The organism is Paraburkholderia sp. DHOC27 (genome assembly GCF_003429005.1).
GTDB lineage: Bacteria > Pseudomonadota > Gammaproteobacteria > Burkholderiales > Burkholderiaceae > Paraburkholderia.
This window is the reverse complement of the sequence record NZ_QVQV01000001.1, coordinates 1,153,959-1,178,619: the sequence shown is the minus strand read 5'-3', so window position 1 is coordinate 1,178,619 and position 24,661 is coordinate 1,153,959. Positions and strand designations below refer to the sequence as shown.

Sequence of the window (24,661 nt, the reverse complement as noted above, 5' to 3'; positions counted from 1 at the left end):
TGATAACCTGCCATTCGGTACACGACACTTTGCTGCATGCCGCGCTGCCGCTTTCGTGCCCGAGGCCGATGATGGCCACCGCATCCGTCAACGAGTTTGCGCGAGATTGCAGCAATGGACAGCAACCTCGAAGTCCTGACGCAGGATAGCGACCACGTCTTTTTTCGCGCGTGGCGCGTGCTCGCTGACGGCAGCAAAACGTCAGTGCTCGCCATGCGTCCCAACGGCGACACGCCAACGGCCGCCAGTCTCAAACGGATGTCACACGAATTCTCCCTGCGCGACAGGCTCGATCGCGCATGGGCTGTCCTGCCGCTCGAACTCACATGGCAGGACGACCGCACCACGCTCCTCTTCGAGGATTCCGGCGGTGAGCCGCTCGAACGGCAACTCGGCACACCCTTCAAACTCGATCATTTCCTGCAACTGGCCATCGAGATTGCCGCCACGCTCGGCAAGCTTCATCAGTGTGGCCTGGTTCACAAGGACCTCAAACCAGCGCATATTCTCGTCAACGCCATCGCCGGTACGGTCCGTTTGCGCGGCTTTGGCCTCGCCACCTCCAACCCGCGCGAACGTCAGCCCATCGCGCCGCCGGAAACGATAGACGGCACCCTGGCGTATATGGCGCCCGAGCAGACGGGTCACATGAACCGCTCGATCGACGCACGCAGCGATCTCTATTCGCTCGGCGTGGTCTTTTACCAGATGCTCACGGGTGTGCTGCCGTTTTCCGCAGCCGAGCCGATGGAATGGGTACATTGCCACATCGCACGCAGCCCCACGCTGCCCGAGCGGCACGTAGACGTGCCGTTGCAGATTTCGCGCATCGTCCTCAAGCTGCTCGCCAAAACGGCCGAGGAGCGCTATCAGACCGCGGCCGGTCTCGAACATGATCTACGCCGCTGTCTGATCGGGCCCGACGCGCCCTTCGATATCGATCCCTTCCCGCCCGGCGCGCGCGACATCCCCGACAAGTTGCTGATTCCCGAGAAGCTCTACGGCAGAGAGACCGATATACGCGCCCTTCTCGCCGCGTTCGATAGTATGGTATCCGAAGGAATGCCAGAGCTGATCCTGGTGTCGGGCTATTCCGGCATCGGCAAATCGTCGGTCGTGAATGAACTGCACAAGGTGCTCGTGCCGCTGCGTGGGCTCTTTGCGTCGGGCAAATTCGACGAATTCAAACGCAACATTCCCTATGCCACCGTCGCCCAGGCGTTTCAGAGCCTGATATCGCAACTGCTCGGCAAAAGCGACGAGGAGATGCAGGGCTGGCGCGACGCGCTTCAGGATGCGGTCGGCCAGCATGGCCAGTTGATGACGGCGCTCGTCCCCAATCTCACCGCCGTCATCGGCGAACAACCGCCGCCACCCGAGATTCCCGCGCAAGATCAGCAGACGCGCTTTCAGATGGTGTTACGGCATTTCGTCAGTGTGTTTGCGCGCCGCGAACATCCGCTCACTCTCTTTCTCGATGACTTGCAATGGCTCGACGCCGCCACACTGGATCTGATCGAGCATCTCATCACGCACCCCGACGTGCGTTACCTGCTGATCGTGGGCGCGTATCGTGACAACGAGGTGGGCCACGGTCACCCGTTGACGAAGCGGCTCGCGCGTTTGCGCAGTGTGAGTCAGCGCGTGAGGGAGATCGAACTCGCGCCACTGCGTGAGCCCGATGTGGCGCGGCTCATTTCCGATACCCTGCACCTGCGGCCGAGCACGGTGGCGCCGCTGGCCGCGCTGGTGTTTGAAAAAACCGCCGGCAATCCCTTCTTTTCGATCCAGTTTCTGATCGCCCTGGCCGAACAGGGCCTGCTGACGTTCGACGCGAACGCGTCGAGCTGGCGCTGGGACCTGGCGAGCATCCGCAATCAGGGCTTCACCGACAACGTCGCGGATCTGATGGCGACCAAGCTCGGCAGATTGCCGGCCGCGACACAAAGCGTGCTGGGCGAACTGGCCTGCCTCGGTGGCGCGGTGTCCGCTGCCAGTCTCGCGCTTGCGCAGGCGCAGCCCGAAGCCGCCTGCCATGCCGCGCTTTCGGTTGCGGTGCAATCGGGCATGCTGCTGCAAGCCAACGGCGCCTATACGTTTCTGCACGACCGCATCCGTGAAGCGGCTTACGCGCTCATTCCCGAAGAAGCCCGCGCGTCCACCCATCTGACGATAGGCCGGGCACTGTCGGCCCGCGCTTCGCTCGATATGCTGCGCGAAAACATCTTCGAGATCGTCAACCAGTTTGGCCGCGGCGCGTCATTGATTACCGACCAGTCCGAGCGGGAACACGTTGCCGCGCTTGAACTGATTGCGGGCAATCGTGCCAAGGCATCGGCGGCTTACGACGCAGCCGCGCGTTATTACGCCACCGGCCGCGAGCTGCTGTCCGACACCGCATGGGACACCTGCTATCAACTGGTCTTCGATCTCGAACTCAATGGCGCCGAAAGCCTGTACCTTAAGGGCGACATGGCGCAGGCCGAGGCACGCCTCGCGAACCTCGCGCAGCGCGCGCGCAACCTCGTCGACGCCGCTGCGGTGGCCTGCGTGCGCATCAATCTCTATACCACCCTCGATCAGAGCGACGACGCAGTCCGCGCCGGCCTCGAATATCTGCAACGGATCGAGGGCAACTGGCCGGCTCGACCGAGCGCCGACGACGTCGCCAAAGCGTACGACGTGGTGTGGCAACAGATCGCCCGGGCGCCTATTGAAAGCCTGCTCGATTTGCCGCTGATGCAAAGCGCCGAACGCAGCGCGACGATGGACGTGCTGACGGTGCTCACCTCGCCCGCGTTATTCACGAATCTGAACCTGTTCCGGCTGATCGTCGGCCGCATGGCGACTCTCAGTTTCGAACACGGCAACAGTCACGGTTCGTCGCTCGCCTATGCATGGTTGGGCAGTATTCTCGGCTCGTACTTCAACGACTACCACGTGGGCATCCGCTTCGGCACGTTAGGGCTGAATCTCGTCGAGCAACGCGGGCTCGATCGGTTTCGCGCTCGCGTGTATCTGGTGTTCGCCGTGCATGTCGCGAACTGGTCGCGTCCGCTCGACGTATCCATCGATTTCCTGCGGCGATCATTCGACGTCGCCGTCACGACGGGCGACCTGTCGTATGCGACCTACTCTTGCGCCGACGTGATTGCGAACCGTATCGCCTCGGGCGACGCGCTCGAAGAGGTCGAGCAGGAGGCCGAGCGCAACCTCGAATTTGCCCGCAAGGCGCGCTTCGGTCTCGTGGTCGACGTGATTCACGCGCAGCGGGCATTGATCCGCGTGCTGCGCGGTTCGACCCGCGACATGCACAGCTTCGACGACGCGGAATTCAGCGAGAGCGTCTTCGAACAGCGCGTGAAGGGGCAAGCGCAACTTGCGCTACCCGCATGCTATTACTGGATTCGCCGCCTGCAGGCGAGCGTCTTCGCGGGCGATACGCCCGCCGCGATTCGTGCCATCGCGAGAATCCGGCCGGTCCTGTGGACCACGCAAACGCAGATCGAACACGCCGAATATCACTTCTATGGCGCGCTGGCGTGGGCCATGCGTGCCGATTCGCTCGCGAGGGGACGGCACGCCGCTTGCCTCGAGCGCCTGATCGCCCATCATGCGCAACTCGAGAACTGGGCCGCTCACGCGCCGAAGACGTTCGTAAGCCGCGCGATGCTCGCCGCGGCTGAAATCGCGCGCATACAGGGACACGAACTCGACGCGCTGCACCGCTACGAGGAAGCGATTTCGCTCGCACGGATCGACGGCGTCATTTACATCGAAGCGCTGGCGCATGAACGTGCGTCGGCGTTCTGCACGACGTGCAATCTGCCTTCCATGGCGAACGCCCACCTGCGCAGCGCGCGGCAGTGTTATCTGCGTTGGGGTGCGGCGGGCAAGGCGCGCCAGTTGGGCGAAGTCAACGCGCAATTGCTCGACGAGTCGCATCTCTCCAGACTGACCGGCACGATCCAGACGCCGGTCGAGCATCTCGATCTGGCGACGGTCCTGAAGGTTTCGCAGGACGTGTCGCGCGAAATGATGCCCGACCGGCTGATCGACGTGCTGTTGCGTACGGCGATGGAGCATGCGGGCGCGGGGCGCGGCGTGCTGATCCTCACGCAGGGACGGGAGCAACGCATTGCCGCCGAGGTGGCCCTCGACAACGGCACACTCTGCGTGCGCCGCAGCGACCGTCCTGTGACAGCGGCGGAATTGCCGTTGACGGTGGTGCATACAGTGGCACGGTCGCAGGAAACCCTGATCGTACGCGACGCGATGAACGAACCCGCGCTGGCGGACGACCCCTATGTGCAGCAGAAAGCAAGTCGCTCGATGCTGTGCCTGCCCATGATCAATCAAGGCAAGCTCACGGGCGTGCTCTACCTGGAAAACAATCTCGTACCGGACGTGTTCACGCCGGCACGCATATCGGTGTTGCGTTTCGTCGCTTCGCAGGCGGCCGTCGCGCTGGATAACGCGCGGCTCTATCTGGATCTCGCGGAACGTGAGGCGAAAATCCGCAAACTGGTCGACGCGAATCTCGTCGGTATTACGTTCTGGAAAATCGAAGGGTCGATTGTCGAGGCCAACGATGCCTTTCTGCAAATCGTAGGCTATAGCCGCGAAGACCTGCATGCGGGCGCGCTAAGCTGGAAATCGCTGACCTCGCTCGAGTATCGCGAGCGCATGAACAACCTGTGGCTGTGGGATCTGCGGGCAACCGGACAAATTGGCCCCTACGAGAAAGAATATATTCGCAAGGACGGCAGCCGCGTGCCGGTGCTGGTCGCTTCCGCCGGCACCAACGACACTTCCGAAGAAGGCATTTCCTTCGTACTCGACCTCACCGAACGCCGACGCGGCGAGGAAGCGCTCCGTACCATGCGCATGGGACTGGAGCACGCCAACCGGGTCGCGACGATGGGCCAGCTCACCGCTTCGATCGCCCATGAAGTCAAGCAGCCGATGACGGGCATCCTCAACAACGCGTACGTTGCATTGAGGTGGCTCGATCACGAAGTACCCGACCTGCCCAAGCTGCGGCAGACGATCGAGCGCATCGTCAGGGACGGCCGCCGCGCGAGCGACGTCATCGACAGAACGAGCGCGCTCGTCAACAAGATCACGCCCGCGAAGGCGCAACTGGACATCAACGAAGTGATTCGCGGTGTGGTGCAGTTCATCCGGGCGGAAACGATCCGGCAGTCGGTCCAGGTGTCGCTCGATCTCGCTGACCGTCTGCCAACCGTGTATGGCGACCGCGTGCAACTGCAGCAGCTCATTCTGAATCTCTCCGTGAATGCGATCGAGGCGATGTCCACGGTACAGGACCGCGCGCGCGTCTTGCGCATCGCCTCCCGCGCGGATGAGGCAAACACCGTCCACGTGGTCGTGCAGGACACCGGGCCGGGCATCGACCCCGCTCAGGTCGAATCCGCTTTCGATGCGTTTTATACGACCAAGGCGAGCGGTATGGGCATGGGGCTCGCCATCTGTCGTTCCATCGTGGATGCGCATCGCGGCCGCCTGTGGATCTGCACGAATACCTCGAACGAGCCGAGTGTGTCCCGTGACTTTTGCGGCGCGGCCTTCTGCTGCACCTTGCCCGTGCACGCCCATGACGACGATCTGCGCTCCATGCCAAACGCGGATTTGACCGCGCCCCGATGACGCGCCTGGTCCACGAAAAGCACGCAAAATAAGGGCTGAACTGCGTCGTCCACGCCTGCGCCACGCATTGTGGCGACTAGATGAATTGTTATTTCACGATCCAACGATAGAAAAACGGACGATCGCGCCTAAATTACGAGGTGTTAGCAGCGCGTGCGTTATCCGAATGACAACGTCCCCTGCAGATCGACATGCCTGATTTTCTGATTGGAGATTGAAAATGAACGTGCCCGTTTCCGAGGAACAGATCCATGCACTTGCGTTTTACCTTTGGGAAATAGATGGAAGCCCGGAAGGACGCGCCCAGGAATACTGGGAAAAAGCACGCACGCAGCTAGCCACTGTCGGCATGCTGCCCGGTTTGCAACTGGCCACCGTGCCGGTTTGAACACACTATGCGGCAAGCGCGCCGGACAGGCCGTCATGCGTCTCCCAAGACCTTGACGGCTGACTCGTCGAAGCGGGCCGCGTGCTGGGATAGCGCGCTCACAAAGGCTTCCGAAAACTGACTGATGGTGCGCAGCTTAGGCCGAAGCAGTGAAACCGGCCTCACCGGCAACTGCAGCAACTGAAACGATTCAATGCCGCGCGACCGGTAGGCCGACGCCGTCAAACTATCTATCAGCGCGATAGCCCCCGTATTCAGCACGATCTCGCAGGCAAGCATGGATGTGGAGACCGTGCAGACGACATTGCGGTCCACGCCGTGCGTGTTCAGGATTTCTTTCACGGTCGTGCTCGTGTTCATCGAATCGACGATCACCACCGGTCTGCCGCGCAAGTCCCCCAGGCTCACGTTGTCTTTGCCAGCAAACACGTCATCCTGCCTGACGGCGCAGACAATTCTCGAACTGAGCAGCCGCGTGTCGTCCACCTGCCGCATCTCGCGGAACGGATAGCAGATGCCCAGATCGATCTGCTGCGACTCGGCCAGTTCCATGATGCGCCAGGAGTTCTCGACCTTGATCTCCACCTGGATGGTAGGGTGAGTCTGTCTAAAGGTGCCGAGCGTGGCCGGCAATAATGCCTGTGCCAACGCGGGCACTGCGCACACCACCAGATTGCCGGCCACGCCAGATCGCAGCCTCATGGCGAGCGCATTTAACGACATCAGACCTGCCCGGGTGCGCTCCACTTCTTCAGCAAGCAGCAGCGCTTCCATTGTGGGCACCAGTTTTCTGCCTTCCTTCTGGAAGAGTCGTACACCTAAGTTATCTTCGAGCAACCGCAACTGTTTTGTAACCGCAGGTTGAGAGATGTGCAGCGCCTGCGCCGCGTCGGTCAAGGTTCGTGCCCTCAACACGTGAAACAGCAGTTCGGCATGGTGATAGTTCAAGTCTGCTGCCCGAGCCACAGATCCTCCTTCCTATAACCAGATGTTATGTATTCGTGCATCAGATTATATTGGTTCGTCCCTTACTAGCGGGTTTTACTACTAGCATGAATAAATGCTCGCAGAGGCGGCAACGAACATGCACCGAGACATCCCCTGTCATGTCGGAACCTCGCGCGAAGTGGCAGATCGCGACTACCACGCACTTCACGAAGATTTCGCCAGCCTTTGCGATTTTGGCGGACGGTTGCTTGGCAGCGAGAGTGAACAGAAAGCGGTCACATGGGCCCACGACAAACTGAGCGAGATTGGCGGTCAGGTTTCGTGCTATCGCCTCGAAGTTCCAGTCTGGTGCACGACGCGCTCCCGACTCACGTTCGTGAGCAACGGTGAGTCATTCGAGTGTCAACCCATGCTGCGCACGGTGCCCACGCCTGCGGAGGGCTTGACCGGCACGGTCCTCGATCTCGGACGGGGCCGCGCGGAGGACTACGCGAACATCGGCGATGCCGCCATCGGCAAAATTCTGCTGGTGGAGCATGAATATCCCTTTTCGCCGACGCATGTTCATCGCCGCGAGAAAATCCGGCTCGCGATCCGCCACGGTGCGAAGGCGGTGCTCATGCTGAATCCAACGGGCGACGGTGGCCTGCTTTCCGGCGCCTCGCAAACGCTGGAGGGCTTCGATCCCATCCCCTGCGGCTATATCTCGAACGCCTGCGCAGCGCGCCTTCGTGCGCAAAGGTCTGACGAAACCGTGGTGCGCATTTTTCTCGACGGTCTCGCGAGCATCGTTCACGCCGGCATTCCATCGCTGATCATTGGCGACCCCGCTCTTCCCCGTATTCTGCTGAGTGCGCATATCGACGGGCATCCGCTGGGCGAAAGTGCGCTGGACAATGCCACGGGCGTTGCCGTAGCACTCGCGGCCACCCGGCGGCTCGCGCCGCAGTTCCGGACAGCCCGCTACGCGTTGCAAACCATTCTGTTTACCGCGGAGGAGTGGGCGCTGTTCGGTTCCGCGCACTATCTCGCGCAACTGACCGAGGACGAGTGTCGCAACATCAAACTGAATGTTAATCTGGACATCGTTGCCGGCTCGCCGAACCTCACGGCGCTGATCAGCGGGTTTCCGCATCTGCGGAGGCTGGTCGAAACCGCTTGCGCCGAGTCCAGCATCGAGGTGAGCACGTATCTGCCGCTGGTTGCGAATTCCGATCACTACAACTTTGCGCGCTCTGGAATACCGGCGTTCCGGCTGCTGGCGGGCTTTGACGAGCCCCATTCGCGGGTCCGGCATATTCTGTCGGGAAGCGACCGGCGCGACCAGGTGGACCCCGCCGAACTGGAGCGTGCCCTCGAGTTTGTGTGCAGCGTGATCGCTTGTGCAACGCGTGAGAGCGAATCGTTTGCGAGGCTTGCATGAGTCCCGCGACGCAGTGCATGAACACGCCCCCTGTCCACGCAGGATCTACGTCAATGGATGGTTTCAACCGGTCCTCAGCGAATCGCCCCGCGCCACGTTCAGCGGCCGTGAGTGAGACATCGTCATTCAGGATCGTGTTCGCGGCAGCGGTTGGCAATGCGCTCGAGTGGTATGACCTGACCATCTACGGATTTCTGGCCTTGCCGATTGCGCGGGTGTTTTTTCCTGCCCACGACGCGTTTATTTCGTTGCTGCTCACGTTGGGCACGCTCGGCGCGTCGTATTTGATGCGCCCCATCGGCGCAATTTGTCTGGGTGCCTACGCAGACCGGCACGGCCGTAAGGCAGGGATGCTGTTGACGAGCATCCTCATGGGAATCGGCGCGTTACTGATCGCCGTGGCGCCCACGTATGCTGTCGCAGGGCCTTTCGCATCGCTCATCGTCGTCTGCGCGAAGTTCCTGCAGGGATTTTCCGCCGGCGGCGAGTACGGCGCCTCGGTGAGCTTTCTCGTCGAACATGCAAAAGAGAACCGGCGCGGCCTGTTTGCGAGTTTCCAGATCGTTGGCGTCGGTCTCGCCGCCATGCTGGCATCACTCGTCTCGGTTGCCCTGAGTCACTTTTTCACGGACAGCGAGATCGTCGCCTGGGCATGGCGCATTCCGTTTATCGTCGGCCTGCTCATCTTGCCGCTTGGCTGGTTTATCCGCAGCAAGGTGGAAGAAACGCCGGCGTTTCATGCCGCAGTAGCGCAGGCGGAACTCGCGAACCCCATGCGATCGCTGCTGGGGCACGACAAAATGCGCGTGGTCTCGGCAATCGGGCTCTACTGCCTCGCTGCATCCACCAACTATCTGCTCGGCGTTTACCTGCCAACCTACGCGGTGCGGGAGCTGGGGGTGCCGGCCAGCTCCGCATTCGTGGGCACACTGGCTTTCGCCCTTGTTCAGGTGTTGCTGGCGCCCGTAATCGGCGCGCTTTCCGACAAGCTGGGCCGTCAAGGCGTGATCGCAACCGGTATCGCACTCGTGACTATTTCAGTGCTGCCGCTGTTTCAGATCCTGCTGCATTACAGAAGCCCCAACGCGCTGGTTGCGTGCGTGGCATGTCTCGGCATCTTCGTCACGATCTTTCAGGGCCCGGTGCCCGCCTTTCTCTCCGAACTCTTTCCCACACCAACCCGCACCACCGGCCTTGCTGCCATTCACAACCTGAACTTCACGATCTTCGGCGGCTTCGCTCCACTGCTGATGACATCGCTCATCGGTGCGACCTCGGACCGTCTGGTGCCCGCCTACTATGTGCTCGTCACCGCCGCGTGTGCGGCGTGCGGTCTCTGGAGCCTCCTCAGGCAACATAGTAACAACGCTACCCGTCCCGTATCCCACGGCCGGTGTTCAGATTGAAAAGGAGACCTGACATGCTGCATATCGTCATCAGTTCCTATACCCCACGCTCTGCTGAACTGGACGCACGGATGCCGGAGCATCTGGCCTTTCTCGAGACGTACCATCGCGCGGGGTGCTTTCTGCTATCCGGCAGCAAGTCGACCTGCGATGGCGGCATCGTCATTGCGCAGACCCGCACCCGTGAGGAGCTGGTCGAAATCATGGAGCGTGACCCGTTGCGCAGGCTCGGTCTGCTTGATTATGAAATCATGGGCTTCGCACCCAACCGCCGGGCACTGGCGCTCACTGAAGAGCTGTTTTTGTCTAAGGGAAAGATGGCGCAGGTGCTGGAGCACGCCTAGTCTCGCGCGCTTTCCCTCTACATGCGGATGACATCGGCCACCCTCTTCTTGCGATCCTTGAACTGATAAATGGTGATTGCCGCATCCTTGAGGTCACCGTGTGCGTCGAAGGCGATCTTGCCGATCACGCCGTCGTATTGCGTGCTGGGCATCGCGGCGAGCACCTTGAGCCGGTCGGTGGAATCGACGCGCTTCATGGCGTCGTAGATCACATACACGGCGTCGTAGGCGAACGGCGCGTAGGCGTCGATCGGCACCTTGAAGCGCGCCGTGTAGCGCTGCTCGAAGGCCTGTCCCTTCGGCATCCTGGACAACGCAAGGCCCGCCTCGGAACACACCAGGTTGTCGATTGCGTCACCCGCGAGGTCTGCCATCTTTGCCGTGCAGGCGCCGTCACCGGCGAGAATGCGGGCCGTCACACCCAGACTGGCCGCCTGCTTCACCAACGGACCCGCCGTCGCGTCCGAACCGCCGTACATGATGACGTCGGGCTGCAGGCCTTTGAGCGTCGTGAGAATGGCGCGGAAATCGGTTTCCTTGTCGGTGGTGGCTTCACGCGCGATGATCGTTCCGCCATTGACGGTCACCGCCTTGGCGAATTCATCCGCGAGGCCCTGTCCATAGGCGGTGGAATCGTCGATCACGGCGATCTTGCGGGCGTGCAATGGGCCGAGCGCGTAACGCGCAAGCGCGGGACCCTGCAACGCATCGGTCGCCACGACGCGATACGTGGTCCTGTATCCCTGCTGCGTATAAGCGGGATTGGTGGAGCCCTGAGAAATCTGCACGACCTGGGCGTCGTTATAGATGCGCGACGCCGGGATCGACACGCCTGAGTTGATATCGCCGACCACCGCCACCACACCATCGTCCACCAGTTTTTGCGCGACCTGCGTGCCGATGCGAGGATCAGCGGCATCATCCTGGGAATCCAGTTTCAGCTCCACTGGCTTTCCGTCAATTAACGGATGCTGGCTGTTGATTTCATCAATGGCGAGCCGCGCCGCGTTTTCGCTGTCTTTGCCCATGTTCGCGAGTTGACCGGTCATCGGCGCGGCGTGGCCCACCAGCACCACCACGGACGGGTCCGCTGCATGAGTGGCGGCATGCGCGGCCATGACGGCTGCACAGGCCACCCAACGCACAATGGAATTCATTTGCCGCCTCGTTCCGCCAAGGATGTCAGTCATGCTCTACAAGGAGGATGCCCTGGAAGCCGGACCATCAGTCCGACATTCCAAACATACCTTATACGGTCATTGCATGTGCGCTGGCGTGCAGCAACGCTTCGACAGTACGGCCAATGGCGAGAATGGATGCGTCGGCGAGCGCCGGTCCGCAGAGGGAAATGCCCACAGGAAGCTCGTCGTCCTGATGGCAAGGCAGCGTGAGCGCGCATCCGTCCATGAAATTGACGATGCCTGGATTGCGCAGCACTTTCGCGTCGAGCGCGAAGAATGCTTCTTCGTTATGTTCGATCGCCGCAAGTTCAGGGGGCAGGATGGCAACGGTCGGCATCAGCCACGCGTCGAATTTGGCCAGCCGGGTCCGCGCTGCGCTAATGAAGCGCTTACGCGCCGCCAGCAAGTCGATGTAGTCGGCAGCACTGCGCCCCTCACCCGCACGCAAACGCTTCAATACACGCGGATCGTAGCTCGCCGCGTTGCGTGCGACGTGTTCGCGATGCCACGCCCACGCCTGCGTCGCCGTGATGCTCGCGAGCGGAAAGCGTCCCTCGGTTTCGTACAACTCCGGGAACGCAAAGCGTTCGACCAACGCCCCCGCGCGCCGCAGCATGTTGATGGTGCGGTTGAATGCGTTGCTGACGGTATCGTCCAGATCGTCGGCCACGTAGTCTGATGTAATGCCGAAGCGCAAGCCGGAAAGCGGCCGTGCCGTGGAGCCGAGCGTATGACCTGAGATGACACCGTCGACGAGCGCGCAGCAATCGACGCTGCGCGCGATGGGGCCGATCGAGTCGAACGAGGTGGAAAGCGGCACCACGCCATCGAGCGAAACACGGCGTGCCGTTGGCTTGAACCCGACCAGCCCGCAAAACGCAGCGGGAATGCGCACCGAACCGCCAGTATCCGTGCCGAGCGCGGCCGCGACGTGACCCAGCGCGACGGAGGTCGCGGCGCCCGAACTCGAGCCGCCGGCCAATCTGTGTCGATGCACAGAATTTAACGGCGTGCCGAAATGCGGATTCAGTCCGAGGCCAGAAAGCGCGAACTCGCTCATGTTGGTCCGTCCCACCAGCACGGCACCGGCATCGCGCAAGCGTGCCACGGCAACGGCGTCGCGCACCGCGGGCGGTACGTCTCTCAACACATTCGAGCCGGCAGTGGTGACCTGCCCTTTGACATCGAACAGATCCTTGATGGACACCGGCACGCCAGCCAGGGCGGACGGCACGTAGCCACGGGCGCGCAGCGCGTCGCTGGCGGCAGCGGCTTCGCGCGTGGCGGCGCGGTCGATATGCGTGTAGGTCGCGCCGCCGTGATCCAGATGATCGTCGATAGCCGCGAGCCGGTCGTCGAGCAGCTCGACGGTCGACATGGTCCGCGCGGCCAGCGCATGGCCCAGCTCATGGATGGTGCACATCTTTCGACTACTCCAGCTGAGTGCCGCAACATGCTCATCGCCGCATCGTTTCATTGGTCTACCGTTTCACCAATCAGGACTGCAGCGTATTATCAGTGCCCATTTTGAAGTTTTGATGGCCGCATTTCGCCTGTCCAACAATATAAAGTTGTTATGGGCTAGAACATTTTTTTATCACGTATTGATTCCGCGCTTGCCAGGCTATAAGGTTACTGGATGCTCCCATCCGGATGATGAATGAACCTGCGGTTTCTCGAGACGTTCGTGTGGCTTGCCCGGCTACGCAGCTTTCGCCTGACGGCGGAGCGGCTACACGCAACGCAGGCAGCCATTTCAAGCCGCATTTCTGCGCTCGAACAGGAGCTGGGCGTACGGCTTTTCGAGCGCGGTCCCAAGGAAGTCACGCTGACGCAAGACGGCACGAAAGCGCTGCCGTTTGCCGAGCAGATTCTGAAACTCAACCAGGCCATGCTCGCAAGCGTGAGTGACCGCTCGAAGGTATCGGGCCTGGTGCGAATCGGCGCTATCGAATCGGTGCTCCATACCTGGTTGCCCGAATTGCTCACACGCATTCGCGAAGAGTATCCGAATCTCGCAATCGAACTAACGGGCGAAACGTCGTCTTATTTGACGACACAGCTTTTGAACGGCCAGGTTGATGTGTCTTTCCAGATGACGCGCGTCGGCGGGTCGGACATGGTCAACCTCGCGCTCGGCAGTCTGCCCATGCGCTGGATGGCCAGTCCAAATCTCAATCTGGCCGCGCAGACGCTGACCGAAGCCGAACTGGCCGCGTTTCCCATCGTGAGCTTCGCACGCCATTCGCCGCCGCATGAATTCCTCGAACGGTTATTCGACGCCAGCGGCGAAGTCGAAGTCCAGATCAATTGTTTGACCTCGGTTGCGGCGATGGTCCGCATCGTTGCCAATGGTTTTGGCGTGGCTGTGCTGCCTCCGGCGCTGGCCTTGCGCGAACTCGACGAAGGCCAGCTTCAATTGCTGCAGGTCACGCACCGCATTCCCTCGTTGCCGTTGTTCGCGGCGTACCGGCGCAGCGTCGAGAGCCTGATTCCAGAGTCGATCTCGCGGCTCGCTCTCAACGTGATGCTCGAATTCAGTCTCAAACACGGTCCGGAAATCGCCTTGCTTCCGCCGACAGATCCGGAAATCATCCACGAATGAAGCCACCTGATCTGCCTGACAGCGATGCGTCCACGCTCTCCGTTGTGGCTGAGCCGCTCGATGCAGCGCGTTGCGAGCCCTATGGCTGGATGCTCGCGAATCCGCTGCGCGTCGAAGCCGGATCACCCGCTTTCACGAGCGCCGCGACGGATTTCTTTCGCGTGCATCTGTTCGACGCGGGCGCGTCTGGCGAAACGGAAATACTTTGGGTGACCTATCGGGACACGAATGCACGAATCGAATCGCTGGAGCTGCATCGCCTGACACAGCAGGCCGTCGTGCCCTTGAGCGCACCTGTCGTGCAGATTGTCGCCACGTCGAACGAGAACGGCTTGCCCGATCTATCCACGCTGCGTGCGTTTGTCATCCCTTTAGGCGCCGGCCTGTGCATGCGCGCGGCGGTCTGGCACGCAACCCGTGTCACCTCCGGCGAATCGCTCTGCCTCATGCTCACGCGTGCCTCTACCACGCTCGACCTGATCGACCATCTGAAAACCGGCGCACCAGCGCTAGAGAGCGTCATTCGCTCCATCCAGACGCACACGCTCGCCGTGCCCATGTGATGCGCGTGCCTGCGTTTTACCCGCTAGAAGCAGACCTCCTTACTTCACGATATACTGTATAAACATACAGTATTTATACAGCCGCCTCTACAAGCCCGGGCGCCGCCCGGTTCAGCGCAAAATCAAGGTCATGGTTTTTCAGCAAGAACTCTTCGAGCCAACGCCGACTCAGGTTACGCAAGACGATGACGGCGGTATCTGCTATCTGCCCGCGTGTTTAGGGGCGGCGCATGCGCAGCAATGGTTCGACGTGCTGCTGAAGGACGCGGGTTGGGGAGCGTACCGCCGCAAGATGTACGACCGCGAAGTCGCGGTGCCGCGGCTGATCACGGGTTACGCCGACGATGCACCGTCACTGCCCGAGCCGTTAGCTGAAGCGTTCGCGCTGGTGCGCGAGCGGGTTAATGCGCCGTTCAACCATGTCGGACTCAACCTGTATCGCGACGAAAAAGATAGCGTGGCGCTGCATGGTGACAAGGTCGACAAGCTGGTACAGGGCGAGCCCATCGCCATTCTCTCTCTAGGCGAGACGCGCCGTATGTCCATTCGGGCGCGCCACGAACCGGTGCGCGTCCGGCATATCGACCTCGAAGCGGGCAGCGTGCTGATCATGAGCTACGAGTCGCAACTCACGCACGAGCATGGCATACCCAAGCTGACGCGCCCCTGCGGGCCGCGCATCAGTCTTGCGTTCCGGTGCGTGGCAAACCCGACGGCGCGCACGCCGAATTGAAGAGCGACGTATAAGTCTGACGCTTGGCCTATGCCCGGCACCGTGTCCCTCTAAGCGCACGAGCACGCACGAATCCGACCGAAATCACCCTTGGCCGACACCACGCGTCGGCGCCGGGCCACCAAGCGCAAGACGGCGGCGTTCCTGCAGCACGCCGTGAATCTGCGACACCACGGCCGCGCCCTCTCCCACGCCTGCCGCCACACGCTTGGTCGAACCCGAACGCACGTCGCCGATGGCAAACACGCCAGGCACGCTCGTCTCCAGGGTTCGGTCCGTATCGTCGAGGCGCCGGTGCGCACGCGAGCCCGTGAGGACGAAGCCCTTTTCATCCGTCGTCACGTTGCAGCCTGTGAGCCAGTCTGTATTCGGCACGGCACCCGTGAAGAGGAACAGATGCTTCACCGCGAACGACACGCTTTCGCCCGGCCTTTTGCAGTCGATCCTCGTGAGGCCCGCCTCGTCGCCACTGAGTGAGGTAATTTCAGTCTGCACATGCAGCGTGACATTGGGCAAGCGCGCAATCCGGTCGATCAGATAGCGCGACATGCTGGCTTCGAGGCCAGGCGCGCGAATCAGCAGATGCACATGCTTCGCGTGAGACGCCAGAAACACGACACCCTGGCCCGCAGAATTGCCGCCGCCGACGATCACCACATCGAGGCCCTTGCACAGTTTCGCTTCGATCGGCGAGGTGCCGTAGAACACACCACGCCCGATGAAGCGCTCCAGCCCGTCGATATCCGGCTTTCTGTACGCCGCGCCCGATGCAATGACCACCGCATGCGCCGTAATCGAGCGGTGATCTTCCAGCTCGACTTCGATCGGCGTGCGATCGCAATGCAGCACCTCGGCCTTCGACGGAATGCTGATATGGACACCGAACTTTTGCGCCTGGATGAACGCACGCCCCGTTAGCGCCTGCCCGGAAACACCGGTAGGAAATCCGAGGTAGTTCTCGATCCGCGCGCTTGCGCTCGCCTGTCCGCCCGGCCCTCGGCTATCGAAGATGGCCACGGAAAGGCCTTCGGAAGCGGCATAGACGGCGGCTGCAAGGCCCGCCGGACCCGCGCCTACGATCACCAGATCGTAGATATGGCTCGCGTCGAATTCGGGCAACCAGCCCAGATGGGCCGCCACGTGATTCTCGTCGGGCGCCCGCAACACGGTGCCATCCGGGCAGACCATGATGGGGAAATCCGCCTTCGACGCCGAAATGCGTTCCAGCAGTTTCACGGTTTGCGGATCGTCCCGCGCGTCGATCACCGTATGCGGGTAGGCATTTCTGCGCAGCAGCCGTTGCAGCGCGATCATGCGCGCGTCCGCCGTGTCGCCAACCAGCACGGGGCCGCTGCCGTTTTCGATCAAGGCAGCGCGCCGGATGATCAGCGCCCGCATGATTTTTTCGCCGATCTCCGCTTCCGTGACCAGCAGATTGCGCAGATCCACAGATGCGATGACGATACCCTCGGTGTCCTCGATGGCTTGACCGTCACCAAGGCACGGGTGACCAAACAACTGCGCAATCTCGCCGAGGAAGTGCCCCGCATGCTGATCGACGACGCGATGCACACGCCCAATCGCATCCCTTCGCGACACCCGCACCAGACCACTGAGGATGACGATCAGGCCAGGGCTCGGATGCCCCATTTTGAACAACATCTCTCCCGCCTTCCATGCGGTCACGGACCCGAACGAACGGGTGCGCTCCACTTCGCGCGGCGAGAGCGACGGCAGCATCTGATGAAGCCGGCTGGAGAGCGGTGAAAACGCGGCGTCGGCTTCGATGGCCTCGATTTCCGCTGCGCTGTGCTGCGAGATCACATTGGATGCGTCGATCAAATAGCGCCTCGACAGAGACTCCACCTCTTCCAGCATGATCGTGGGATCGGTGCAGGGTGGCGACCGATCATCTGGGCTGTCCTGACTAGTCATGGTTTTCCCGTCAAACGAGCGAAAACGAAAGACACGACAGAGCTTAACGCTGAAAAGATGTCGTAGCAAACAAGCACCAAAGCGAGGCATGCGGGTTCAGTCACGTTGAACTGAACCCGCCGGCCCGTCAGGAAAAATCGGCCTGATCGAGGTACAACTGGGCCATTGCGGAGAAGCGCACGCCCTGCAGATTGGCGCGCGTCACGATGAGCGAGTCTTCGAAGTACGGAATGATGAGCGGCGTTTCATCGGCGAGCAGCCGCTCGATTTGACCCGCCACCTGCTTCTGTTGCGCGACGTCCAGCGTCGCCATGTAGCTCGTCACCAGCTTGTCGTATTGCGGATTCGAGAAGTGCGCTGCATTCCACGCGCCGCCGCTCATCAACGGGCCGCGCAAAAACGAGTCGGGCACGCCGCGGTGACCGTAGTCCGTCATGCCCATCGGCGAATCGAGCCAGTCCGATTTGCCGGGCGTCCCGGCACCGTAGTAGGCCTCCTGGGATTCGACGTTCAACGAGAGATCCACGCCAATCGAGCGCGCGGCATTCTGCACGACCACGGCGAGGTCGGCCATCTCGAGGAAAGACTCGGTGGTCAGCTTCGCAGAAAAGCCATTCGCGACACCCGCTGCCGCGAGACGCGCCTTTGCTCCGTTGATGTCCTGCGCTTTCTGCGCAAGCGTGGGATCGAACGCGGGAAACACCGGCGCGAACGGATGATCGTTCGCGACGACACCACGTCCCATCAGCAGCCCGCGCACCATTGCGTTGCGATCGAGACTCAGCGCAAGCGCTTGCCTCACCCGTTTGTCCTTGAAGACGCCTTGATCCGTGCGCATATGGATTTGCCGATGCGTACTCGAGCGCGTGCCGGCGACCTTGAATTCCGGATTATTCAGCAAGGCGAGGCCACCGTGCACCGTAAAGCGCGTGAGCACATCCACTTCACGTCCCTGCATGGCCAGCAGTTGTCCCTGCTGGTCGCCGTAGAACTTGAATTCCACGCGCGGCGCACGCGCCTTGGGCCCCCAGTAGTCCTCGTTGCGCACGAACGAGGCGCCGACCCGCGGCTGAAAATGTTCTAGCCGGTACGGGCCGGTGCCGATGAAGGACTGTTCGTAGGCGCCTTTGAAATCCGCTGGCAGGATCACTGCGTTGACGGTGTCCGACGAGACGTACCAGGGGAACGAACCATTCGGTGCGTCCAGATGAAACTCCACCGTTGCTTCGTCGCGTGCCTGGGTGCCGCCCTTCGACAACACGCCCTTGAAGGTCGAACTGGCCGCCGATCCAGTCTGCGGGTCGGTCAGGCGGTCGAAGGTCGCGACGACGTCCTGGGCAGTCAACGGCTTGCCATTCTGGAACCGCACGCCATGCCGCAGCTTGAACGTCCAGATGGTGCCCGCCGTGTTTGGCGTCCACGACAGCGCGAGCGCGGGCTGCAAGGAGACCGTCGCGCTGTTGGCGTTCACCAGATACTCACCGCTCTGGTTGAGCAGCGCGGGGCTGGCGACGTCGAAAGCGGTGAGTGGATTGATCGCACCCGAGGGCATGGGATGGCCCACGCGGATGGCAGTGCTCGCAGCGCCAGAAGAGGCCGCAGCACGCGCGGTGAGGCTCCTGAACAGCGAGGCGCCGCTGAGCGTCCACAAGCCGAGCACACTGCCGACGCGCAGCAGTTCGCGACGCGACAGCCGCCCCGAGAGGAATTCATCGACGGCATGGTTCTGGATCTCGTTGCCGTTGCTGCGAATGGTGCGGAAGAAGTTGTTCTTGTTGGTCATGGAAGATCGTAGCGTTTTTCTCGGAAGTGTTTAGCGTGCTCGACGACCAGGCTTAAATAGAGCGCCTCAGCCGTGGCTCATACATTGCATTGGCTTGAAGGGCTTCGTTAAGCCCGCGCCGCAAAACTGTTGGACGGACGCACGAGGCCAAGCTTGTCGCGCAGCGTGCCCGGCCGGTAGCTCGACTGCGCAAGGCCGCGTCGTTGCAGTTCCGGGACCACGCTCTGCGCGAAATCGGCCAGGTCTTCGGGTAGCACCGGGAACATCAGATTGAAACCGTCACACACGCCGGCCTTGAACCAGCTCTCCATGAAATCGGCGATTTCAACGGCCGTGCCGGCCACCACCGGTGCTGCTCCGGACGTGGAGAGTTGCCGCGCCACCTCGCGAATGGTCATGTTCTGCGCCTTGAACGCCTTCAGTCGTGCGAGATTGCTGCGCTGCCCGTTGTAACTGTCCTCGTCCGGCAAATCGGGCAATGGTCCGTCAATGGGAAGCGTCGAGAGATCGACCTGACACCAGCTCGATACGAGATCGACGCCCATGCGTTCCGGCACCAGTGACTCCATCAGTGCACGCTTTTCCTGCGCTTCGGCCGCCGACGCCGCAAGAACCGGCTGGATGCCCGGCAACACCTTCAGACTGTCTGGCGAGCGCCCATAGCGCGCGAGACGTTCGTTGAGTTCCTTGCGATACGCCACACCCTCTTCGATGCTGCGACACATCGAAAAATGCAGGTCGGCGTGGGCGGCGGCGAGATTTTTGCCGTCGTTCGAAGAACCGGCCTGCACCAGAACCGGATAGCCTTGCGGCGCACGTGGCACGTTCAAAGGACCGCGCACCTCGAAATGCTTACCCTGGTGGTCGATTCTGTGCACCTTCGTGGTATCCGCAAACAATCCGCTCTCACGGTCGAGCAGCACGGCCTCGTCTTCCCAACTGTCCCACAGCGCCTTGACCACTTCCAGATACTCGGTGGCACGCTCATAGCGATGCGCGTGCTCGAGCGTGCTGTCCCGGCCGAAGTTCATCGCTTCTTCGTTCATGCCGGACGTCACGACGTTCCAGGCCACGCGTCCGTTGCTCAGGTGATCGAGCGAGGCGAACATGCGCGCGACGTTGTACGGCTCGCTAAACGACGCCGACAGCGTGCTGATGAGCCCCACATTGGACGTGACCGCGGACAGCGCCGCCAGCACCGTGATGGGTTCGAGCCGCGCGTTCGCATAGTGGGCCACGTTGCTCTCGAACGTGTCCCACATGGCGACGTGGTCGGCGATGAACAGCGCGTCGAGACACGCGCTTTCCGCTAAAGCAGCAAGATCGCGATAGTAAGGGAGACCGAAAATCTCGCGGCCCGGCGCGCGAGGTGCCGCCACGACATCCGATGATCGCCCTGCGGGTTAAAGAAAAACGCGCCCAGAATCATCTGCTCTCGCCCCATACCTGCTCCATGCTCTGTAATTGACACGCCCTCGTTACGCGCGACATACCGCGCGCGACACGTGCGAGGACAGTAAGGTTCGACGTGATTTTAGGGGCAACGAAGAAATCGCGCAGAACACGCGACAGACCCTGCCAGGACTGTTACGCGCGTTCCTCTTTGAGCATCCACCATGCGCACGCGGCACTGGTCAGTGCCAGCAGGGTCGAGCACGCAATGACGACGCGAAACGAAGCCACGAACGACGACTCCGCCGCATGCTGGATAACAGGACTCGCGTATTGCGCGGCCGCGAGCAGCGGCTTCAGGCGGTCGGTTTCGGCTCGCGCGGCATCAGTGAGATTGAGCGTATGAAGCATCGTGTCCAGGTGATGTGCAAACGAGAGCGACAGGATCAGCCCAAACAGTGCAACGGCTAAAAGCCCCGCAACACGCGACACCGCATTGTTGATTCCCGACGCGATGCCAAGCTGGTCCGCCGGTGCCGAACTCATGACGGTCGTGGTCAAGGGCGACACGCAGACGGACATGCCCAGGCCCAATATCAGCATCGGCACGAAAAACGTCGACCAGTAGCTGCCATTCAGTCCTGGCATGGCAATGCCGATCAGACCGGCCGCGACGATGCAGGAGCCCACCGCGAGAGACCGGCGCGCGCCAAAGCGGGCAAGCAGCCCGCCTGTCCACGGCGAAAGAACGAACAGCGTGAGAATCATCGGTGCAAGTGCGGCACCGGCCTGCGAAGCCGTGTAGTGATGAATCTGGATCAGATTCATCGGCAGGAAATACATGGCGCCCCACAGCGCGGCGTAGAGAAACAGCGTAATCGCGTTCACCGCGACAAAGACCGGCGACTGCAATAACGCGGCGGGGAAAAGCGGGGTTGCTGCGCGCCGTTCGCTGAATCTGAAGATCAAGAAGAACACGATTGCGACGACTGCAGCGGGCACCATGTAAAGCGTTCGGCTTTGCGCGCTCATCAACGCATACGTCAGCGCAGCGAGTACCACGGCCATGCTCACGGCACCAGTCCAGTTGAGCGACTGGCGATTCGCGCTGTTCTGGTTCGCTTTGAGTCGCCACGCGAAATACACGGCGAGCGCCGCCATTGGCAGATTGATCAGAAACGCGGCACGCCATGACAGATGGTCGATCAGCCAGCCGCCCAGAAAGGGCCCCACTGCCCCCATCATCGCGGTCACACCAGACCAGATGCCGATTGCACGGCCGCGCTCGGCAGGTGCATACGCCGAAGTGATCAAGGCGAGGCTGCCGGGAATCAGCAACGCTGCGGCAAGCCCCTGCAATGCCCGGGCGAGCACGAGGCTAAGCAGCGAGTCCGTCACGCCGCACAAAACGGACGACACGCCAAAGAGCCCACTGCCCCACATGAAAATGCGTTTCTGGCCGTACGTGTCGCCCAGTTTTCCGCCCACCAGCAGAAACGCGGACAGCGTAAGCGCATAGGCTTCGACCACCCACTGCACTTCGCCCGCGGTGGCCCCGAACGCCCGTTGCAGTGTCGTGGTGGCCACGTTCACCACCGTGCCGTCGATAAAGGCCATGCCCGAACCGAGAATGGCTGCGATAAGCGCGTACGTGCCTGGATGACGGAAGAAATCGCGCGAGCTTTGGTGCGGTTCGTGCGATTGATGCGATTGGTGCGTGTTCACAGGAAACCGACCCGGTTGCATAACGGCGAGATTGAAACCTGCCGCGCCGGGCCGCCTGAAGAGACGCTCATGGCCTCCTTGCATCCAGCGCATCCATACGTCCGACGACGAGCACCGTCAAGACAGCGAGACCGAAGATAGCCGCGCCCGTCCACATGGATGCGTGCAGATTGACGTGGTCGACGACCACACCGCCGATCAGCGATCCCAATGTGATGGAGAGCTGAAACACTGACGTGTTCATCGACTGCGCCGCCTCGGGGGCATGCTGCGTCGAATTGTACAGCCAAAGCTGCGTGCCGACCGGCGCCATCCCCCATGACAGGGCCCAACATAGCAGACTGACGATGGCGATAACGAAGTGATGGGGAAACGCAGCAATCGCGATGAGCGAGCCGAGAAACAGCACGACGTTAGCGTAGACCGTTTTGTGCAGATCACGCCCCGCAAGCTCTCCCGCAACGAAGTTGCCCACCACGGCCAGCACGCCGTAGCCGAGCAGCACCGCGCTGATCGTGTTGGCGTCGAAGCCGGCGAGTTGCTCGAGATACGGCGACACGAAGGTGTACCCGCAGAATTGCCCGGACACGATGAAGATGATGGCGAGGTAGATTGCGACGACTTTTTTCGACTTCAGCAACGCAAGGAAATCACGCGCGGTGACGCCTTTCTGCATGTCGATCCTGGGCAAGGCGAACACCTGCACCGCAAATACGACGATGGCCAATGCGCTCGCCGCCATGAAGGCAATGCGCCAGTTGTAGTGCGCGGCAATGTACGAAGCGGCGGGAATGCTGACCACCGAGGCAATCGAAATACCCGCGAAAACCAGCGACGATGCCTTGTTGACCTTGTCCGCGGGCACCAGCCGCGAAGCGGCGGTGATCGACACCGACCAGAAGCCACCCACGCCGATGCCGATGATCATGCGCGCGATCAGCAGCGTCGAGAAATGCGTGGCGAGCGACGACATCACACCGGAGACGATCACCAGCGCCGAGAAACCGAGCAACACCACGCGACGATCGAGCCGTCCCACCAGCAGCACGGTTGCCGGTGCGGCGAGAAAGCCGAGGGCCGCTGCTACGGTAACGGTAAGCCCCGCCGTTCCTTCTGAAACGCCCAGCCCCTTGATGATGCCCGGCAGCAAACCAATGGGAAGAAACTCGGTCACGACGAGCGTGAAGGCGCCGAGCGCAATCGCGAATACGCCCTTCCAGCACGGTGTAATCGCCTCATCGATGCACGGCTGTGCAGCGGACGACGTCGACATGAAGTACCCTCTTTAGCCGTTGATCCGGCTTCACGATGCGGTGAACGGGCTCGCGCTCACACCTCATCGCGAACACGGCAAGCACGTTGATTACGCCATGTCTTTCGATGATGCGCAATTAGACGAAGGTGTCGCCTGGGGATCGTTGTACAGGCCTTCTGGTAAAACGTTTGGCGCGCTAGAGTCCGCCGTCGCCCACCATATGAATCAACTCGGCGAGAGATTCCGCTTCCATCTTGCGCATCACCTGGCCGCGATGCGCCTTGACGGTGATCTCGCTGATCCCCAGTTCCACGCCGATTTCGCGGTTCAGAAAACCTTCGGTGATGAGCGACAACACCTCGCGCTCACGAGGTGTTAGTTCTCCATATCGTTTGCGTATCTCCTGCCTGCGGCGTTCCCTGCGTACCAGCGTTTCGCTGCGCTCGATCGCGGCGTGGATCGCTTCGAGCAACGCATCGTCGTCGAACGGCTTGGTCAGGAACTCGACCGCGCCGGCCTTCATGGCCTGCACGATGGTGGGCGCATCTTCGCGCCCGGTGATGAAAATGATCGGCATGGCCGGCCGGTCGACGGCGAGCGATTTCTGCAATTCGAGCCCGGTGACGCCTGGCAACGCGATATCGAGCAGCATGCAACTCGGTCCCGACTCGTGCTTGTGCTCGAGAAACGAACTCGCGCTGACAAAGCTCTTCACTTCGAAACCTTCGTGACCCAGCAGCAGTTCGATGGACTCCCGCACGGAGACGTCGTCGTCGACGACGAAAACCGTCGGGGGTGTTACCTTGGCGCGTGACAGCATCGACTGTCGACTATCTGCGCACAGCGTGTTCATGAACTCCTCCAGATCGTCGAGTACCGCGTTTCGCTAGTGCTGCTGCACCGCAATGCCCAATGCTTCAGAGAGATCCACATCGCTAAAGGGTTTGTAGAGACACGTTACCGCGCCGCTGTCCTGCAACTGGGTGCGCGCGAGACCATTGTGATTCGCCGTGATGAAAATAATGGGGATGTGCATGCCTCGCGCTCTCAGTTCGGAGGCGAGGTCCAGCCCGCTCATGCCCGGCATCATCACATCCAGAATCAGGCAACTCGTCTGCTCACCGCAGCCCGACGCAAGAAATGCTTCCGCCGACTCAAACGCGCGCGCCTCGAACCCCAACTCCCGCACGAGATCCGGAAGGGACTCACGCACCGATTCATCGTCATCGACCACGGACACCAGTAACCGTGTTTTCATCGTGCATTTCTCACACGAAGCACCGGAGATGCGAAGAACCGCCGGTGAAACG

General features: G+C 61.4%; 18 protein-coding genes. 8 read left to right on the top strand and 10 right to left on the bottom strand.

Features of this window, described 5'->3' with window-relative positions; genetic code table 11:
- Positions 1 to 114: 114 nt before the first annotated feature.
- On the top strand, positions 115 to 5,670 hold the full coding sequence (locus D0B32_RS05150; protein ID WP_117332567.1) for an ATP-binding sensor histidine kinase: 5,556 nt from the start codon (positions 115 to 117) through the stop codon (positions 5,668 to 5,670).
- Positions 5,671 to 5,890: 220 nt separating this feature from the next.
- Positions 5,891 to 6,058, top strand: a complete 168-nt coding sequence (locus D0B32_RS05145; RefSeq protein WP_117332566.1) for a DUF2934 domain-containing protein — start codon at positions 5,891 to 5,893, stop codon at positions 6,056 to 6,058.
- Between the two features lie 33 nt (positions 6,059 to 6,091).
- Here D0B32_RS05145 and D0B32_RS05140 read toward each other — a convergent pair whose 3' ends face one another.
- A complete protein-coding gene (locus D0B32_RS05140) occupies positions 6,092 to 7,006 on the bottom strand; it encodes a LysR family transcriptional regulator (protein ID WP_181969718.1) in 915 nt (304 codons plus the stop codon).
- Between the two features lie 136 nt (positions 7,007 to 7,142).
- Here D0B32_RS05140 and D0B32_RS05135 point away from each other — a divergent pair, with 136 nt between their 5' ends.
- From D0B32_RS05135 to D0B32_RS05125, 3 genes are all read left to right on the top strand, one after another.
- Positions 7,143 to 8,429, top strand: a complete 1,287-nt coding sequence (locus D0B32_RS05135) for a M28 family peptidase (protein WP_181969717.1) — start codon at positions 7,143 to 7,145, stop codon at positions 8,427 to 8,429.
- Between the two features lie 107 nt (positions 8,430 to 8,536).
- Entirely contained in the window at positions 8,537 to 9,835 is a 1,299-nt protein-coding gene (locus tag D0B32_RS05130; RefSeq protein WP_181969716.1) for an MFS transporter, read from the top strand.
- Positions 9,836 to 9,849: 14 nt separating this feature from the next.
- Positions 9,850 to 10,179, top strand: a complete 330-nt coding sequence (locus tag D0B32_RS05125) for a YciI family protein (protein WP_117332562.1) — start codon at positions 9,850 to 9,852, stop codon at positions 10,177 to 10,179.
- A 17-nt stretch (positions 10,180 to 10,196) separates the two neighbouring features.
- On the opposite strand, the gene D0B32_RS05120 is transcribed toward D0B32_RS05125, so the two are convergent.
- On the bottom strand, positions 10,197 to 11,336 hold the full coding sequence (locus D0B32_RS05120) for a branched-chain amino acid ABC transporter substrate-binding protein (RefSeq protein ID WP_404935518.1): 1,140 nt from the start codon (positions 11,334 to 11,336) through the stop codon (positions 10,197 to 10,199).
- Between the two features lie 91 nt (positions 11,337 to 11,427).
- The gene (locus tag D0B32_RS05115; RefSeq protein WP_117332560.1) at positions 11,428 to 12,783 is read right to left on the bottom strand and encodes an amidase; all 1,356 of its coding nucleotides are present in this window, start codon (positions 12,781 to 12,783) and stop codon (positions 11,428 to 11,430) included.
- Positions 12,784 to 13,020: 237 nt separating this feature from the next.
- On the opposite strand from D0B32_RS05115, the gene D0B32_RS05110 reads away from it, so the two are divergent.
- From D0B32_RS05110 to D0B32_RS05100, 3 genes are all read left to right on the top strand, one after another.
- Positions 13,021 to 13,965 carry a LysR family transcriptional regulator gene (locus D0B32_RS05110; RefSeq protein ID WP_117332559.1) on the top strand — a complete coding sequence of 315 codons (945 nt, stop codon included), beginning with the start codon at positions 13,021 to 13,023 and terminating at the stop codon, positions 13,963 to 13,965.
- Positions 13,962 to 14,528, top strand: coding sequence for an ureidoglycolate lyase (locus tag D0B32_RS05105; RefSeq protein WP_181969715.1), 567 nt, complete (start codon positions 13,962 to 13,964; stop codon positions 14,526 to 14,528). The genes D0B32_RS05110 and D0B32_RS05105 overlap by 4 nt, the downstream gene beginning before the upstream one ends.
- A 130-nt stretch (positions 14,529 to 14,658) precedes the next feature.
- Complete coding sequence (locus D0B32_RS05100) at positions 14,659 to 15,261, top strand: alpha-ketoglutarate-dependent dioxygenase AlkB (RefSeq protein ID WP_117332558.1); 603 nt, start codon at positions 14,659 to 14,661, stop codon at positions 15,259 to 15,261.
- Between the two features lie 84 nt (positions 15,262 to 15,345).
- Here the strand turns inward: D0B32_RS05100 and D0B32_RS05095 are convergent, their stop codons facing one another.
- The 7 genes from D0B32_RS05095 to D0B32_RS05065 all read right to left on the bottom strand — a co-directional run bounded on the left by D0B32_RS05095 (position 15,346) and on the right by D0B32_RS05065 (position 24,609).
- Positions 15,346 to 17,139: an FAD-dependent oxidoreductase gene (locus D0B32_RS05095; RefSeq protein ID WP_117332557.1), complete on the bottom strand. Its 1,794-nt coding sequence runs from the start codon at positions 17,137 to 17,139 to the stop codon at positions 15,346 to 15,348.
- 184 nt (positions 17,140 to 17,323) lie between these two features.
- A complete protein-coding gene (locus tag D0B32_RS05090; RefSeq protein WP_117332556.1) occupies positions 17,324 to 18,979 on the bottom strand; it encodes an ABC transporter substrate-binding protein in 1,656 nt (551 codons plus the stop codon).
- Positions 18,980 to 19,086: 107 nt separating this feature from the next.
- On the bottom strand, positions 19,087 to 20,358 hold the full coding sequence (locus D0B32_RS05085; protein WP_220444900.1) for an LLM class flavin-dependent oxidoreductase: 1,272 nt from the start codon (positions 20,356 to 20,358) through the stop codon (positions 19,087 to 19,089).
- Between the two features lie 208 nt (positions 20,359 to 20,566).
- Positions 20,567 to 22,096, bottom strand: coding sequence for an MFS transporter (locus D0B32_RS05080; RefSeq protein ID WP_181969714.1), 1,530 nt, complete (start codon positions 22,094 to 22,096; stop codon positions 20,567 to 20,569).
- A 67-nt stretch (positions 22,097 to 22,163) separates the two neighbouring features.
- The gene (locus D0B32_RS05075; protein ID WP_117332554.1) at positions 22,164 to 23,369 is read right to left on the bottom strand and encodes an MFS transporter; all 1,206 of its coding nucleotides are present in this window, start codon (positions 23,367 to 23,369) and stop codon (positions 22,164 to 22,166) included.
- A gap of 178 nt (positions 23,370 to 23,547) precedes the next feature.
- Positions 23,548 to 24,204 (bottom strand): response regulator transcription factor, encoded by a 657-nt coding sequence (locus D0B32_RS05070; protein ID WP_220444899.1) that lies wholly within the window; start codon positions 24,202 to 24,204, stop codon positions 23,548 to 23,550.
- A gap of 33 nt (positions 24,205 to 24,237) precedes the next feature.
- A complete protein-coding gene (locus D0B32_RS05065) occupies positions 24,238 to 24,609 on the bottom strand; it encodes a response regulator transcription factor (RefSeq protein WP_117332553.1) in 372 nt (123 codons plus the stop codon).
- Positions 24,610 to 24,661 lie beyond the last annotated feature (52 nt).

Excerpts from the sequence above, each read along its gene's own strand:
- D0B32_RS05150 (WP_117332567.1), top strand. The coding sequence starts at position 115 with ATGGACAGCAACCTCGAAGTCCTGACGCAGGATAGCGACCACGTCTTT.
- D0B32_RS05145 (WP_117332566.1), top strand. The coding sequence starts at position 5,891 with ATGAACGTGCCCGTTTCCGAGGAACAGATCCATGCACTTGCGTTTTAC.
- D0B32_RS05135 (WP_181969717.1), top strand. The coding sequence starts at position 7,143 with ATGCACCGAGACATCCCCTGTCATGTCGGAACCTCGCGCGAAGTGGCA.
- D0B32_RS05125 (WP_117332562.1), top strand. The coding sequence starts at position 9,850 with ATGCTGCATATCGTCATCAGTTCCTATACCCCACGCTCTGCTGAACTG.
- D0B32_RS05120 (WP_404935518.1), bottom strand. The coding sequence starts at position 11,336 with ATGAATTCCATTGTGCGTTGGGTGGCCTGTGCAGCCGTCATGGCCGCG.
- D0B32_RS05115 (WP_117332560.1), bottom strand. The coding sequence starts at position 12,783 with ATGTGCACCATCCATGAGCTGGGCCATGCGCTGGCCGCGCGGACCATG.
- D0B32_RS05110 (WP_117332559.1), top strand. The coding sequence starts at position 13,021 with ATGAACCTGCGGTTTCTCGAGACGTTCGTGTGGCTTGCCCGGCTACGC.
- D0B32_RS05105 (WP_181969715.1), top strand. The coding sequence starts at position 13,962 with ATGAAGCCACCTGATCTGCCTGACAGCGATGCGTCCACGCTCTCCGTT.
- D0B32_RS05100 (WP_117332558.1), top strand. The coding sequence starts at position 14,659 with ATGGTTTTTCAGCAAGAACTCTTCGAGCCAACGCCGACTCAGGTTACG.
- D0B32_RS05095 (WP_117332557.1), bottom strand. The coding sequence starts at position 17,139 with ATGCTGGAAGAGGTGGAGTCTCTGTCGAGGCGCTATTTGATCGACGCA.
- D0B32_RS05090 (WP_117332556.1), bottom strand. The coding sequence starts at position 18,979 with ATGACCAACAAGAACAACTTCTTCCGCACCATTCGCAGCAACGGCAAC.
- D0B32_RS05075 (WP_117332554.1), bottom strand. The coding sequence starts at position 23,369 with ATGTCGACGTCGTCCGCTGCACAGCCGTGCATCGATGAGGCGATTACA.
- D0B32_RS05070 (WP_220444899.1), bottom strand. The coding sequence starts at position 24,204 with ATGAACACGCTGTGCGCAGATAGTCGACAGTCGATGCTGTCACGCGCC.
- D0B32_RS05065 (WP_117332553.1), bottom strand. The coding sequence starts at position 24,609 with ATGAAAACACGGTTACTGGTGTCCGTGGTCGATGACGATGAATCGGTG.